The sequence below is a fragment of the Caulobacter sp. 17J80-11 genome (assembly GCF_014349105.1).
GTDB lineage: Bacteria > Pseudomonadota > Alphaproteobacteria > Caulobacterales > Caulobacteraceae > 17J80-11.
The window spans coordinates 158016-170786 of record NZ_JACSJI010000007.1 but is presented as its reverse complement, the minus strand read 5'-3'; the positions used below and the strand labels follow the sequence as shown (position 1 = coordinate 170786).

At 70.2% G+C, this 12771-nt stretch carries 15 protein-coding genes and 1 pseudogene; 5 read left to right on the top strand and 11 right to left on the bottom strand.

What is annotated here, in order from left to right:
* The 3 genes from H8B08_RS09805 to H8B08_RS09795 form a co-directional block, all read right to left on the bottom strand.
* The coding region (locus H8B08_RS09805; protein WP_370545452.1) for a hypothetical protein at window positions 1–305 on the bottom strand (305 nt) is incomplete at its 3' end.
* Between the two features lie 34 nt (window positions 306–339).
* Window positions 340–1392: a glutaminase A gene (gene glsA / locus H8B08_RS09800; protein ID WP_187450005.1), complete on the bottom strand. Its 1053-nt coding sequence runs from the start codon at window positions 1390–1392 to the stop codon at window positions 340–342.
* Window positions 1392–2612 carry a DcaP family trimeric outer membrane transporter gene (locus H8B08_RS09795; RefSeq protein WP_222934392.1) on the bottom strand — a complete coding sequence of 407 codons (1221 nt, stop codon included), beginning with the start codon at window positions 2610–2612 and terminating at the stop codon, window positions 1392–1394. Before H8B08_RS09795 ends, glsA begins: the two co-directional genes overlap by 1 nt.
* 239 nt (window positions 2613–2851) lie before the next feature.
* On the opposite strand from H8B08_RS09795, the gene H8B08_RS09790 reads away from it, so the two are divergent.
* From H8B08_RS09790 to H8B08_RS09775, 4 genes are all read left to right on the top strand, one after another.
* Window positions 2852–3394, top strand: coding sequence for a hypothetical protein (locus H8B08_RS09790; RefSeq protein WP_187450004.1), 543 nt, complete (start codon window positions 2852–2854; stop codon window positions 3392–3394).
* A gap of 19 nt (window positions 3395–3413) precedes the next feature.
* Complete coding sequence (locus tag H8B08_RS09785; protein ID WP_187450003.1) at window positions 3414–4085, top strand: alpha/beta family hydrolase; 672 nt, start codon at window positions 3414–3416, stop codon at window positions 4083–4085.
* Window positions 4086–4148: 63 nt separating this feature from the next.
* The gene (locus H8B08_RS09780) at window positions 4149–4781 is read left to right on the top strand and encodes a VOC family protein (RefSeq protein WP_187450002.1); all 633 of its coding nucleotides are present in this window, start codon (window positions 4149–4151) and stop codon (window positions 4779–4781) included.
* An 8-nt stretch (window positions 4782–4789) separates the two neighbouring features.
* Window positions 4790–5545, top strand: a complete 756-nt coding sequence (locus tag H8B08_RS09775; protein WP_187450001.1) for an alpha/beta fold hydrolase — start codon at window positions 4790–4792, stop codon at window positions 5543–5545.
* On the opposite strand, the gene H8B08_RS09770 is transcribed toward H8B08_RS09775, so the two are convergent.
* From H8B08_RS09770 to H8B08_RS09745, 6 genes are all read right to left on the bottom strand, one after another.
* Window positions 5542–5928 carry a VOC family protein gene (locus H8B08_RS09770; RefSeq protein ID WP_187450000.1) on the bottom strand — a complete coding sequence of 129 codons (387 nt, stop codon included), beginning with the start codon at window positions 5926–5928 and terminating at the stop codon, window positions 5542–5544. The genes H8B08_RS09775 and H8B08_RS09770 overlap by 4 nt on opposite strands.
* 14 nt (window positions 5929–5942) lie before the next feature.
* Window positions 5943–6296 carry an ArsC family reductase gene (locus H8B08_RS09765; RefSeq protein WP_187449999.1) on the bottom strand — a complete coding sequence of 118 codons (354 nt, stop codon included), beginning with the start codon at window positions 6294–6296 and terminating at the stop codon, window positions 5943–5945.
* Window positions 6297–6371: 75 nt separating this feature from the next.
* A complete protein-coding gene (locus H8B08_RS09760; protein ID WP_187449998.1) occupies window positions 6372–6758 on the bottom strand; it encodes a hypothetical protein in 387 nt (128 codons plus the stop codon).
* A 122-nt stretch (window positions 6759–6880) separates the two neighbouring features.
* Window positions 6881–8452 carry a glutamine-hydrolyzing GMP synthase gene (gene guaA, locus H8B08_RS09755; RefSeq protein ID WP_187449997.1) on the bottom strand — a complete coding sequence of 524 codons (1572 nt, stop codon included), beginning with the start codon at window positions 8450–8452 and terminating at the stop codon, window positions 6881–6883.
* Entirely contained in the window at window positions 8449–9750 is a 1302-nt protein-coding gene (locus tag H8B08_RS09750; RefSeq protein ID WP_187449996.1) for an RsmB/NOP family class I SAM-dependent RNA methyltransferase, read from the bottom strand. The genes guaA and H8B08_RS09750 overlap by 4 nt, the downstream gene beginning before the upstream one ends.
* A gap of 10 nt (window positions 9751–9760) precedes the next feature.
* Window positions 9761–10192, bottom strand: a complete 432-nt coding sequence (locus H8B08_RS09745; RefSeq protein WP_187449995.1) for an MAPEG family protein — start codon at window positions 10190–10192, stop codon at window positions 9761–9763.
* Between H8B08_RS09745 and H8B08_RS19560 the strand changes: the two are divergent.
* A pseudogene (locus H8B08_RS19560) lies at window positions 10168–10314 on the top strand (hypothetical protein); the annotation flags it as partial. The gene H8B08_RS09745 and the pseudogene H8B08_RS19560 sit on opposite strands and share 25 nt — an antisense overlap.
* A gap of 10 nt (window positions 10315–10324) precedes the next feature.
* Here H8B08_RS19560 and guaB read toward each other — a convergent pair.
* Both guaB and H8B08_RS09735 read right to left on the bottom strand, forming a co-directional pair.
* Window positions 10325–11785, bottom strand: a complete 1461-nt coding sequence (gene guaB, locus H8B08_RS09740) for an IMP dehydrogenase (protein WP_187449994.1) — start codon at window positions 11783–11785, stop codon at window positions 10325–10327.
* Window positions 11786–11949: 164 nt separating this feature from the next.
* Window positions 11950–12753: an SDR family oxidoreductase gene (locus H8B08_RS09735; protein WP_187449993.1), complete on the bottom strand. Its 804-nt coding sequence runs from the start codon at window positions 12751–12753 to the stop codon at window positions 11950–11952.
* Between the last annotated feature and the right edge of the window lie 18 nt (window positions 12754–12771).

Below are 12771 nucleotides of genomic sequence, written 5' to 3'. Positions count from 1 at the left end.
GCCGCGACCGGCTCGCGGCCGGCGGGCGGCGCAGCGTGCGCGGTCTCGACAGGCGGCTGGGGCGGCGCGGCCGCCGCCGACGACGACGCCGGGCCAAGCACCGTGTCGAGCTTGTGCTCCAGCAGGTCGATGCGCCGGGCGCGATCGGCCGCCTCGGCTTTCAGGGCGCTGAGCTCGGCGCGCAGGGCCGCGACCTCGTCGGCGGACAGGGTCACGTCCTGGGCGAACGCGGGGCCGGCGAACGCGCCGGCGCCCAGGGCGAGCGCCAGCCATCCCGCCCGTGCGGCGGCGAACCGAAGCGACATCACTACCCCCGTCGGTGAAACGGACGCCCGGCCCTCAGACCGGGCGCACCATGTACGGATTGCCGCCAAGCGCGTTGGAGACGTCGGTGATGGCCCGTTGCCCGCGCACGCTGTTGCCGGCCTCGTCCAGCGGCGGCGAGAAGGTGCCGATACCGAACTTGCCCGGCGACACCGCCATCAGGCCACCGCCGACGCCGCTCTTGGCCGGCAGGCCGGTGTGGAACAGCCACTTGCCGCTGTCGTCGTACAGGCCGGCCGTCGCCATCACCGCCAGCGCATGGGCGATCAGCTTCGGATCGACGATCTGCTGCTTGCTGACCGGGTTCTTGCCGCCGTTCGCCATGGTGGCGGCCATCACGCCGAGATCCTTGGCGGTGACGTTGATCGAGCACTGGCGGGTGTAGAGGTCCACCGCCTGGGCCGGATCGCCGGGGAAGCGCTCGTAGGCGCTCATCAGGGCGCTGATCGCGCGGTTGCGCTGGTTGGTGTCGGACTCCGACTTGTAGACCTCCTGGTTCACCTCCAGCTGGCGCCCGGCGAAGGCGCTGTGGATGGCCAGGATCTTCTTCCAGACCTCGTCGGCGCTGGCGCCCTTGACGTTGCCGACCGTGGCGATGGCCCCCGGATTGACCAGGGGGTTCATCTCCTTGCCCTTGTACTGCTCGATCGCCTCGATCGAGTTGAACACCCGGCCGGTGGCGTCGACGCCGACCGTCTCCTCGATCTTCTGCGGGCCGGACTCCTGCATCACCAGGATCATGGTGAAGACCTTGGAGATCGACTGGATCGAGAACGGGCTGTCGATGTCGCCGGCCGTGGCCTGCTGGCCGCCCGGCGTCAGCAGGGCGATGCCGAACAGGCTGGAAGGCACCTTGGCGAGCGCCGGGATGTAGTCGGCGTTCTTGCCTTCCTGCAGGCCTCGGTACTTGTTGAAGGCGGCCTTCACCGCCTTGTCGGCGGCGCCGGCGGCGACGCCGGCCTCCTCCTTCTTAAAGAACATGGCGTTGGCGGGGGCGGCCGAGGCGGCGGCGCCCGCGATGGCGATCCCGCCCAGGCCGAGGGCGAGGCGGCGACGGGTGGTGTCCATCAGAGGATGTTCCCGCTGGAGAAGTTGTATTTGGCGGTGAGCTGGATCCGGTAGTCCTCGGCCGACCGGTCGTCGTTGTCCTCGCGCTGGCCCCAGAGGAACTCGCCGCCGAACAGCAGCTCGGGCGCGGGCGTGAACAGCAGGTTGATCGAGGCGTACTGGCCGGTCTGGAAGGCTTCCGGCGCCTGGAAGTCGGTGTTGTCGACCTTGGTCTGGCTCCAGCCGAAGGAGGTCGACCAGCGGTCGTTCCAGTAGTGGTCGTAGTAGAGCGAGATGCCGACCAGATTGACCGCCTCGGCGCTCAGATCGCCGGGCACGCCCTCAGGCGCCAGGTCGGTGCCGCCGTCGTTCATGTAGCTGGCGATGCCCTTGCCGGCGACCACGCCGGCCAGGATCTTGTCCTTGTGGCCGACCATGATGTTCGACGTCAGGTTCAGCCCGTAGCCGAGTTCGTTGCCCTTCGGCCGGTTGTCGACCGTGCCCAGCGTCTCGAAGCCGAGATTGCGCAGGATTCCGGCCAGTTGCACGTAGCCCCACTCGCCGCCGGTGTAACGGAACTGGGCGGTCAGGTCGGGCACGTTGTCGTGGGCTTGGATGTTCGCGCCGATGTTGGGGTCGATCTCGCGGATGCGGCCGGGATCGATGTCGTTGCCGGGTTTTTCGGCCGCGATGGCGAACCGGTAGGTGTCGTTGTCCACGAAGGTCCAGCGCGCCTGCGGGTTGCGCAGGAAGACCATGCCGGCCGGCCCCCAGTAGTCGATCACGTTCGGGAAGATGTCCCCGTCCATGAACAGGCTGTTGGTCTGCCCGGCCAGGAAATGACCCCACACGCCGTAGGCGTGGCGCAGGCGGATGGTGGTCTGGCCGGCGTCCGAGCCTACTCCGAAGAAGTCGAATTCGAACTTGAACTCGAACGGCAGGCCGTCGACGTCGTCCTGGCCGCCCTTCACCCCGAAGCGGGTCTGGCGGACGCTGATGATCGACTCGCCGTCGCCGCCGAACTGGCCCGGGATGGTCGGGATCTTCGAGGGTCGCAGCGTGGCTTCCCAGTCCGGGTCCACCCGCCGGAAGTCCTGAATGTAGTCGGCGTCCGCGAAGCCGTAGACCTCGAAAGTGCGGTCCTGGGCCTGGGCGGCGCCGGGCAGCGCCACGAGCAGCGCGGCCGCCGAGAGGCCGCAGAGCAGTGCCGGGCGCAGCGCGCCCGTTTGGCTGGGAAACATCCCCCACCTCCGACAGTGAATGACCAGAGCGACGCTACCGACGCGCCTTGCCGCCTCACTCTCGGGACAAGCGCCACCACAACCACGGTCAAGCCGGACTGTTCCGTTTCGCCTAGGCAGATTCTCGGGGGGACAGCGGTGCGGACCGGCGCGCGGGCGGCCGCGGCGCAACCATGCCCGCGCGCTCGCGGTTGGATCGCCGCGCTTGGAAGCGCCGCAAGCAGCCGGGTCGATCGTCCATGAAAGCCCTCGCCGTCCTGTCGGCCATCGCCCTGCTGTCCGGCTGCGCGCCGCCGGCCCCGGTCACGCAAGGCGCCCACCGCGGCTATACGCAGGGCGAGGCGGCCAAGGGGCGCAACTGCGCTGACAACCGTCGCGCCGGCGAGGTGTGGTGCACCGCTTGCTGGGTGGTCGCCGGCGAGCCGCAGTTCAAGGAAGTGACCTGCGACGACGGCAAGGTCCGCGACTACGGCCCGTGCACGACCGAAGCGGTCTGCAAGGCCCCCGCCCCCCCGTCCGGCTCGGACGCCAAGGCGTCGCTGATGGTCTACGACATCGACGCGCCGGACCGCGGCTGCAACCTGCCCGGCAAGGGCGCGCGTGCGGTGATGCTGCTCAATCGCGACAAGGTCCGCGCCGTCGTCGCGACCATCCGCTCCGAGCAGAGCGCCGCCCAGGCCATCACGGTGCCGCCGGCCCAGCAGGTCCGCCTGGGCTGCGCCGAGGAGGCCACGCAGCCGACCAACTGGCGGGTCGAAAAGGCGGAGTGGGCGGCCTCGTAGCAGGCGCTATGTTGCCGGCATGACGACGCAGACGGTGACGATTCCGATCGAGGGCGCCGAGCCCGTGTCGGGCCTGTGGCAGGCGCCGGCCGGTGCCCGTGCCAGCCTGGTGCTGGCGCACGGCGCGGGGGCGGGCATGACCCACAAGGCCATGGCCGCGACGGCCGACGGCCTGGTCGAGCGCGGCGTGGCCGTGCTGCGCTACCAGTTCCCCTACATGGAGAAGGGCTCCAAGCGCCCGGACCCGCCGGCCGTGGCGCACGCCGCCGTGCGCGCCGCGGCGGCCGAAGCGGGCCGGCTGGCGCCGGGCCTGCCGCTGTTCGGCGGCGGTCGCTCGTTCGGCGGGCGGATGACCTCCCAGGCGCAGGCGCAAAGCCCCCTCCCCGGCGTTCGCGGCCTGGTGTTCTTCGCCTTCCCGCTGCATCCGGCCGGCAAGCCCGGCATCGACCGGGCCGGCCATCTGGCGGACGTGACCGTGCCCATGCTGTTCCTGCAGGGGACCAACGACGCCCTGGCCGGGCTGGACCTGCTGCGCCCGGTGGTCGAGGGGCTGGGCGAGCGCGCCAGCCTGGTGCTGGCCGAGGGCGCCGACCACAGCTTCCACGTGCCGGCCAAGAGCGGCCGCAAGGACGCCGACGTGCTGGCCGAGCTGCTGGACGCGGCGGCGGCGTGGATGACGGCGCGGGCCTGACGGCCGCGCTGCGTCTTCTCGCCCGGCCGGGATGTTGTCCGCCGGGTCGCGAAGGAGTGAAGCATGGCTGGCGCGCACAAGGTCGAGATGAAGCTCGAGGTCCTCGTCATCCCCGTCTCCGACGTGGATCGCGCGGCGCAGTTCTACGAAGGGCTCGGGTGGCGCAAGGACGCGGACTTCCGCGCGGAGGGCCGCCGGCTGCTCCAGTTCACGCCGCCGGGCTCGCCCGGCTCGATCATCTTCGGCACGCGCGCCAGCCCGGCCGCCCCGGGCTCGGCCCAGTTCAATCACCTCGTGGTCGAGGACGTCGAGGCGGCGCGGGCGGAGCTCGTCGCCAGGGGGATCAAGGTCAGCGAGGTCTTTCACGACGTCGCCGGTGGCTACAACCCGTTCGACCCGGCGGCGCGGGCCAGCGGGCCGGATCCGCAACGGCGCAGCTATCTGTCGTTCGTGAGCTTCAAGGATCCGGACGGCAACGTCTGGCTGCTGCAGGAGGTCACCTCCAGGCTCCCCGGCCGCATCGAGGCGGAGGCGACCAGCTTCGCCGACGCGTCGGACCTCGCCGCCGCGATGAAGCGGGCGGAGACCGCCCACGGCGAGCACGAGAAGCGGTTGGGTCACCGCGACGAGGACTGGCCGTCCTGGTACGCCGCCTACATGGCCGCCGAGCAGCACGGCGCGGCGCCGCCGGCGTGAGCGGCGACATGATCGACCGGCGCGCCGTCCTGGCCACGGGCGTGGCGACGGTGGTCGCGCCGGCGGGGCTGGCCCGGGCCGTCCCGGCGAAGGCGCGCAACGTTGTCTGCGTGCACGGCCTGTTCGCCGACGGCTCCTGCTGGTCTGACGTGATCGTCCGCCTGCAGGCCAAGGGACTGAACGTCACCTCGGTGCAGAACCCGCTCACCACCCTGCCCGAGGCCGTCGCCTCGGCGGAGCGGGTGCTGGCCCGGCAGGAGGGCCCGACCGTGCTGGTCGGCCATTCCTTCGCCGGCATGATCGTCACCCAGGCCGGCGTGCAGCCGAACGTCTCGGCCCTGGTTTATGTGGCGGCCCGCGCGCCGGACGCGAACGAGGACTACTCGGCGCTGGCCGCGAAATATCCGCCGCCGCCGGCCACGGCCGGGATCGTCTACGACGGCGACGAAGGCCGGCTGAGCGAGACCGCCTTCCTGCGCGATTTCGCCAACGGCGTCCCGGACGTGCGGGCGAAGGTGCTCTACGCGGTGCAGCAGCCGTTCCACAAGGCGCTGCTGGCCGGGCGGACGAGCGTGGCGGCCTGGCGGTCGAAACCCAGCTTCTACGCGGTGTCGAAGCAGGACCGGACCATCGACCCGGGGCTGGAGCGCTTCATGGCGAAGCGCATGGGCGCCACGACCATCGAGCTCGACGCAGGCCACCTGTCGCTGATCTCTCATCCGGACGAGATCGCCCGGCTGATCCTCGACGCCGCCGGCGCTTAGTCGGCGGCCGCGTCCGTCCGGCGCTGGGCGACATGCCAGAGCACGCCGGAGGGATCGAAGACGTAGGCGACGCGCAGGCCCCAGGGCTGCATCGCTGGGGCACGCGGCGCGGCCACCCCGAAGGCGGTCGGGAGGTCCAGCGCCTCGATGTGCGCCCACCAGCCGTCCAGGTCGTCGACCAGCAGCTGCATCATGAAGTTCGAGGCCCAGGCCTCGACGTAGTAGTTCTGCAGGATGAACTCGCTGCGCCCGACGCTGAAGATCGCCACGTCGCTGTCGAGGAGTTTCGCGAAGCCTAGCGCCTCGTAGAAGGCGCGGCTCAACTCGAAGTCTTTGGCCGGCAGGAAGGGCCGCGCCGATTCAGATCCGTCGAGCGCCGCCATGTCCCTGCCCCGCCTCAGCCCAGGGTCTTCTCGTACACGTCGGGCTTGAAGCCGACCAGCAGGGTCCCGTCCACGTCCAGCACAGGGCGCTTGATCATCGACGGCTGGGCCAGCATCAGCGCGATCGCCTTGGCTTCCGTCAGATCGGCGCGGTCGGCGTCGGGCAGCTTGCGGAAGGTGGTGCCGGAGCGGTTCAGCAGAACCTCCCAACCCACGGACTTCACCCAGCTTTCCAGCCGCGGCCGGTCGATGCCGACGACCTTGTAGTCGTGGAAGGCGGCGTCCACGCCCCGGCTCTCCAGCCAGGTGCGGGCCTTCTTCATCGTGTCGCAGGCCTTGATGCCGTAGATGGTGACGGGGCGAGTCATGCGGATCCTCGGAACTCGCCGCTGCTTAGCCGCACGCCGCGGCGGCCGCCAGAGGCGGGGGGGCGCCTGCGCCGCTCAGGGCTCAATTCGGGGATGGGAACCGAACTTCACCGTCACGAGGGCGCGCGCTTTCTTGCCTGCTCGGACCTTCGGGACGCCGTGGCTGACCTGATAGGCCTTCAGTGCGTCGGCGACGGTCTTGTGCAGCTTTTGCTTCGGTAGGTCGCCGCTGCACGACGCCACGTGCCAGGTGACGTGTTCCTGGATCCCCGGGTTGAGCAGCCGCTCCAGCGCCGACAACGGTCGCATGCCGGTCTGGGAAGCGAGAAAGCCGATGTAGCTAAGACCCTTGCGGGTGATCCGGTACGTCGCCGCATGGCGCATGTGCTCGACGACGCTCAGTTCGAGCCGCTCGTTCGGCTCCCAGGTGCGCTCGCTTTCGTAATCGGACTTCCACGCCACCGAAGCCCCCCGGACCGCGTGTGCGGACGGTAAGGCTTCGGCCGCGAGCCTGCAAACCGCCCTGAGCAAGCGGAATGCAGGCGCGCCGCCTTCTCCCGCGAGGGGAGCGGCTTACGGCAGGATCACTCCCACTCGATGGTCCCGGGGGGCTTGGAGGTGACGTCGTAGACGACGCGGTTCACGCCGCGGACCTCGTTGATGATGCGCGTGGCGGTCTTGCCCAGCACGTCCCACGGGAACTCGAAGAAGTCGGCGGTCATGCCGTCGGTGGAGGTCACGGCGCGGAGCGCCAGGACGTTCTCGTAGGTGCGCGCGTCCCCCATGACGCCCACCGTCTTCACCGGGAGCAGCACGGCGAAGGCCTGCCAGATCTTGTCGTAGAGACCGGCCTTGCGGATCTCCTCGAGGTAGATGGCGTCGGCCTCCTGCAGGACGGCGACCTTCTCCGGCGTGATGTCGCCGGGGATACGGATGGCCAGGCCCGGCCCCGGGAACGGGTGACGGCCGACGAAGGCCTCGTCCAGGCCCAGTTCACGGCCCAGCGCGCGGACCTCGTCCTTGAACAGCTCGCGCAGGGGCTCGACCAGCTTCAGCTTCATGAAGTCCGGTAGGCCGCCCACGTTGTGGTGGCTCTTGATCACCGCCGAGGGGCCGCCGCGGGCCGAGACGCTTTCCACGACGTCCGGGTACAGCGTGCCCTGGGCCAGGAACTCGGCGCCCTCGATCTTGGCGGCCTCGCGGTCGAACACGTCGATGAACAGCTTGCCGATGGTCTTGCGCTTGGTCTCGGGATCCGAGACGCCGGCCAGGGCGCCGAGGAAATCCTTAGACGCGTCAACGTGCACCAGCGGGATGTTGTAGTGGTGGCGGAACAGGTTCACGACCTGGTCGCTCTCGCCCTTCCGCATCAGGCCGGTGTCGACATAGACGCAGGTCAGCTGGTCGCCGATGGCCTCGTGGATCAGCACCGCGGCGACCGAGGAGTCGACGCCGCCCGACAGGCCGCAGATCACCCGGCCTTGGCCCACCTGGTCCTGGATCTTCTTGACCATCTCCTGGCGGAAAGAGGCCATGGTCCAGTCGCCGGTCAGGCCGGCCACGCCATGGGTGAAGTTCTTCAAGAGCTGCGCGCCGCGCGGGGTGTGCACCACCTCCGGGTGGAACTGCACGCCGTAGAAGCGGCGCTCCTCGTCGGCGATGGCCGCGAACGGCGCGCCGGTCGAGGTGGCGACGACGCGGAATCCTTCCGGGATCGCGGTGACGCGGTCGCCGTGGCTCATCCACACCTGCTCGCGGTGATCCATCGCGCCGATGCCGGCGAACAGCGGGGTGTCGTGGGCGATGACGATCTCGGCGCGGCCGAACTCACGGTGATGGCCGGCTTCGACCTTGCCGCCCAGCAGGTCGCACATCAGCTGTTCGCCGTAGCAGATGCCCAGCACCGGCACGCCCATCTCGAACACCTTGGCGCCGATGCGCGGGCTCTCCTCCTCGGTGACGCTGGAGGGGCCGCCGGACAGGATGATCGCCTTGGGCTGGTAGTCGTCGAGGATCGCCTCCGCCTTGTCGAACGGATGGATCTCGCAATAGACGCCGCTTTCGCGGATCCGGCGCGCGATCAGCTGGGTGACCTGCGAGCCGAAGTCGATGATCAGGACGCGCTCGTGTAGTCGGGCGGGATCGGGGGCGGTCATGCGGTCCTTTCGTATAGCGCGATGAAAAAGCCGTCGGTGCCGGTCGCGCGCGGGGAGAGCCGGAGCCTATGGCTCCCGTTCGCCAGCGAGGCAAGCCGAGCCCGGGCGGCGTCGGTCAGGTTCGGAGTGTTCAGGGCCGTCTCGATCGAAACCGGGCGGAAGTTCGGGTGCGCCGCCTCGAAGGCGTCGCAGCTGTCCTCGTTCTCGCGCTTGAGCATCGAGCAGGTGACGTAGGCGAGCCGCCCGCCAAGGCGCACCAGCTTGGCCGCGCGTCCCAGGATCACGACCTGCAGGGCGTGCAGGCGATCGACCTCTTCTTCGGTCAGCCGCCAGGCGTCCTCGGGACGGCGACGCCAGGTGCCCGAGCCCGAGCACGGCGCGTCGGCCAGCACCAGCTCGGCCGAGTTCTCCAGGTCGGCCATGCCGCCGCCCTCGAGCCCAAGCTTGCGCAGCTCGGCGGTGACGCCGGCGCGGTTCAGGCGCGGGCGGATGTTGTCCAGCCGCTTCTGCTCGACGTCGCAGGCGATCAGGCCGCCGCTGCCGGCCATGGACTGGGCCAGCGCCAGGGTCTTGCCGCCGCCGCCGGCGCAGTAGTCGACCACGGTCCAGCCCGGATGCGCGTCGGCGAGCCACGCGGCCAGCTGGCTGCCCTCGTCCTGGATCTCGATGTGGCCGGCCTGGAAGGCCTCCAGCTTCTGCACGTTCGGCGGCGGTTCGGCGGTCAGGCGCAGGCCCCAGGCCGAGAACGGCGTGCGCTCGGGGGCCAGCCCCTCGCCTTCCAGCTCGGCCTTCACGGCCTCGACGCTGGCGCGTTCGCCGTTGACCCGCAGGTCGATCGGCGCGCGCGGCCGCATCAGGGCCTCGGCCTCGTCGGCCCAGGCGTCGCCGTAGACTTCGCGGAAGCTGTCCGCCGCGAAAGCGGGAAGGCCCGCGGCGACCCAGGCCGGCGGCTCGCCCGGCCGGGCCTCGAGGCGGGCCCGTTCCTCCGCGGTCAGCGCCGCCGGGGCATAGCCTTCGCCGGTGTAGAGGGCGTCGATCTCCTCCAGCGGCACCCCGTCGATCAGGGCCAGCGACCCGATCACCAGCGCGCGGCCGTTGCTCGCGCCCATGGCCCAGCTCAGCCGGGCCTTGGCGCGGATGCAGCGGTAGACCCGGTCGGCGATGGCGCGCCGGTCCTTGGAGCCGGCGAACCGGTGGGTCTGGCCCCAGGCTTTCAGCGCCCCTTCCGCCGGCGCGCGCGAGCGGGCGATCTGGTCGAGGACTTCGGCGGCGGCGGCGAGGCGGGCGGCGGGGGTCAAGGGACTCCGATCAGACGAACGGCGCGGCCAGCACCATCAGCAGGCCGACGAGGGAAACAAACCAGACCAGGGAGCGCACGGTGGGCACCCCCAGGGCGTAGAGCGGCACGTAGACGATCCGCGCCACGACGTAGAGGAGCGAGCCCCACAGGCTGAGCTCGCCGAGCTTTCCCGTGACGGTCGCCAGCAGCACGGCGGCGGCGAAGAACGGGAAGGTCTCCATGTAGTTCTTGTAGGCGCGGTCCAGGCGCCCGGCGACCTTGCCCAGCGGCCGGTCGGTGTCGCGGGCGCCCGCGCCCCACTTCAGCCCCTGGGTCATCCGTGCGGCGTAGGCCGCCCAGGCCAGGTGCAGGACGCCCAGCAGGATGGCCGCGCCGAGCAGGCAGAACTCGGGCCGGCAGCCGGCCTTGAACGCCAATTCCGAAATCTGAACGCCCGTCATGGTCCCCTCCCCCTCGTCGCTCTCGCGGAGCCGAAATCCTCGCCCTTCGACAAGCTCAGGGTGAGGATTTCTACTTCGCTGTCAGTCGCCCTCATCCTGAGCTTGTCGAAGGACGAGGGCGATCGCACGGGTTCACCCCGGCCGGTAGTTCGGCGCTTCGCGGGTGATCTGCACGTCGTGCACGTGGCTTTCGCGCAGGCCCGCGTTGGTGATGCGCACGAAGCGGGCGCGCTTCTGCAGTTCCGGGATGGTCGGCGCGCCGACATAGCCCATGGCCGCGCGCAGGCCGCCCACCAGCTGGTGCAGGATGGAGCTGATCGGCCCCTTGTACGGCACCTGGCCCTCGATGCCTTCCGGCACGAGCTTCAGGGTGTCGCGCACCTCCTTCTGGAAGTAGCGGTCGGCGGACCCTTGCGCCATCGCGCCCAGCGAGCCCATGCCGCGGTAGCTCTTGTAGGAGCGGCCCTGGTGCATGAACACCTCGCCCGGAGCTTCCTCGGTGCCGGCGAACATGGAGCCCAGCATGGCGACCGAGGCGCCGGCGGCGATGGCCTTGGCCAGGTCGCCCGACTGCTTGATGCCGCCGTCGGCGATGATCGGCACGCCGGAGCCTTCCGCCGCGCGGACCGAGTCCACGATGGCGGTCAGCTGCGGCACGCCCACGCCGGCGACGATGCGGGTGGTGCAGATCGAGCCCGGCCCGATGCCGACCTTCACCGCGTCGGCCCCGGCGTCGATCAGGGCGCGGGTGGCGTCGTAGGTGGCGACGTTGCCGGCGATGATCTGAACCTTGCCGGCCTCGCGCCGCAGGCGGCGGACGGCCTCGGCGACCTGCGAGGAGTGGCCGTGGGCGGTGTCGATCACCACCACGTCCACGCCCGCCTCGACCAGGGCCAGCGAGCGCTCCAGGCCGGCGTCGCCGACGGTGGAGGCGGCGCCGACGCGCAGGCGGCCCTGCTCGTCCTTGGCGGCGTTCGGGAAGGCCTGGGCCTTCTCCATGTCCTTGACGGTGATCAGGCCGACGGCGCGATAGTCGCCGTCCACCACGATCACCCGCTCGACGCGGTTCAACGCCAGCAGGCGGCGCGCCTCGTCAGGCCCCGTGCCCTGCAGCAGGGTGACCAGGTTGTCCTTGGTCATCAGGTCGGCGGCGATACGGTCGCCGTCGCCTTCGAAGCGCATGTCGCGGTTGGTCAGGATGCCCAGCAGCTTGCCGCTGCCGCGCTCGACCACCGGGAAGCCCGAAACGCTCTTCTGGGCGACGATGGCGCGCACTTCGTTGAGCGTGGTGTCCGGGTGGACGGTGATCGGGTTGATCACCATGCCGCTCTCGTGGCGCTTCACCTGGCGGACCTGCTCGGCCTGCTGTTCCACGGTCAGGTTGCGGTGCAGCACGCCCAGCCCGCCGTACTGCGCCATGGCGATCGCCAGGGCGCTTTCGGTGACCGTGTCCATGGCCGAGGACACGATCGGGATGTTCAGCTCGATTTCGCGGGTAAGCCGTGACGCGGTGGTCACTTGGGTCGGCATCACATCGGACGGACCCGGCTCCAGCAAAACGTCGTCGAAGGTGAGACCTTCGCGAATCTCCATAGGGACTCTCCGTTTTGCGGGCCGCCTATAAACCCTAGTGCTGCGGTGCGGCAACCCCGATCGGGCGCGGCGCCACAGCGCAGCAGGATATTTCTCGGAACGCCGCTACGGAGGTCGTCTGCTGCGTCGTCGAGCTTGAGCGCGCAAAACGGCGCCTCGGGTGGTCAGGTGCGGTCGGCGTCGCCGGAGCCCGGTTCGGCCAGCTTGCGATGGCTCTCGGCCGTGGCGGTCTTGGGCAGGATGGCGGCGGCGGCCGCCTGCAGCTTGTTCTTCATGCCGTGCACCACGTCGCCGTCGCCACGCATCATCGCCTCGAAGCCGGTCTTGGCCACGTCGGCGGGATCGTCCTTCTTCTCCTGGCCGACCTTGGTGTCGGTCAGGTCGGCCCGCTCGAAGAACCGGGTGTCGGTCGCGCCGGGCATCAGGCAGGTGACGGTCACGCCGGTGTCCTTCAGCTCGTTGCGGATGGCGAAGGCGAAGGAGTCGATGAAGGCCTTGGTGCCGTTGTAGACCGCCTGGAAGCTGCCGGGCATGAAGCCCGCGATCGAGCCGGTGATCAGGATGCGCCCGCGGCCGCGCTCGCGCATGTCGTTGCCGACCAGCTGGATCAGGCGAAGCGTGCCGGTGATGTTGGTGTCGATCACCCGCACGACCTGGTCGAAATCCTGGTCGAAGAACGACTTGCCCAGGCCCACCCCGGCGTTAGCGGCCAGCGCGTCGACCGGCCGGCCGGCGCTGCGCGCCTGCTCGTAGAGCCGCTTCACCCCGTGTTCGGTCGACAGGTCGGCCTCCAGCGGCGTGGCTTCGACCCCGAGGCGCCGGCAGGTGTCGGCCGCCTCGACGATCGCCGGTTCGTCGGCGACCAGCAGCAGGTCGTAGCCGTTCTGGGCGAACTGCTTGGCCAGCTCGTAGCCGATGCCGCTGGACGCGCCGGTGACGACGGCGAAGGGGCGAAGGAGGTCTGCCATGGCGAAACTCCGGAAACG

What these genes read in the sequence shown, in the direction of transcription:
- H8B08_RS09745 (WP_187449995.1), bottom strand. Translation starts at nt 10,192, where the DNA reads ATGACGGGCGTTCAGATTTCGGAATTGGCGTTCAAGGCCGGCTGCCGG.
- H8B08_RS09780 (WP_187450002.1), top strand. Translation starts at nt 4,149, where the DNA reads ATGGCTGGCGCGCACAAGGTCGAGATGAAGCTCGAGGTCCTCGTCATC.
- H8B08_RS09790 (WP_187450004.1), top strand. Translation starts at nt 2,852, where the DNA reads ATGAAAGCCCTCGCCGTCCTGTCGGCCATCGCCCTGCTGTCCGGCTGC.
- guaB (WP_187449994.1), bottom strand. Translation starts at nt 11,785, where the DNA reads ATGGAGATTCGCGAAGGTCTCACCTTCGACGACGTTTTGCTGGAGCCG.
- H8B08_RS09735 (WP_187449993.1), bottom strand. Translation starts at nt 12,753, where the DNA reads ATGGCAGACCTCCTTCGCCCCTTCGCCGTCGTCACCGGCGCGTCCAGC.
- H8B08_RS09770 (WP_187450000.1), bottom strand. Translation starts at nt 5,928, where the DNA reads ATGGCGGCGCTCGACGGATCTGAATCGGCGCGGCCCTTCCTGCCGGCC.
- H8B08_RS09765 (WP_187449999.1), bottom strand. Translation starts at nt 6,296, where the DNA reads ATGACTCGCCCCGTCACCATCTACGGCATCAAGGCCTGCGACACGATG.
- H8B08_RS09775 (WP_187450001.1), top strand. Translation starts at nt 4,790, where the DNA reads ATGATCGACCGGCGCGCCGTCCTGGCCACGGGCGTGGCGACGGTGGTC.
- H8B08_RS09795 (WP_222934392.1), bottom strand. Translation starts at nt 2,612, where the DNA reads ATGTTTCCCAGCCAAACGGGCGCGCTGCGCCCGGCACTGCTCTGCGGC.
- glsA (WP_187450005.1), bottom strand. Translation starts at nt 1,392, where the DNA reads ATGGACACCACCCGTCGCCGCCTCGCCCTCGGCCTGGGCGGGATCGCC.
- H8B08_RS09785 (WP_187450003.1), top strand. Translation starts at nt 3,414, where the DNA reads ATGACGACGCAGACGGTGACGATTCCGATCGAGGGCGCCGAGCCCGTG.
- guaA (WP_187449997.1), bottom strand. Translation starts at nt 8,452, where the DNA reads ATGACCGCCCCCGATCCCGCCCGACTACACGAGCGCGTCCTGATCATC.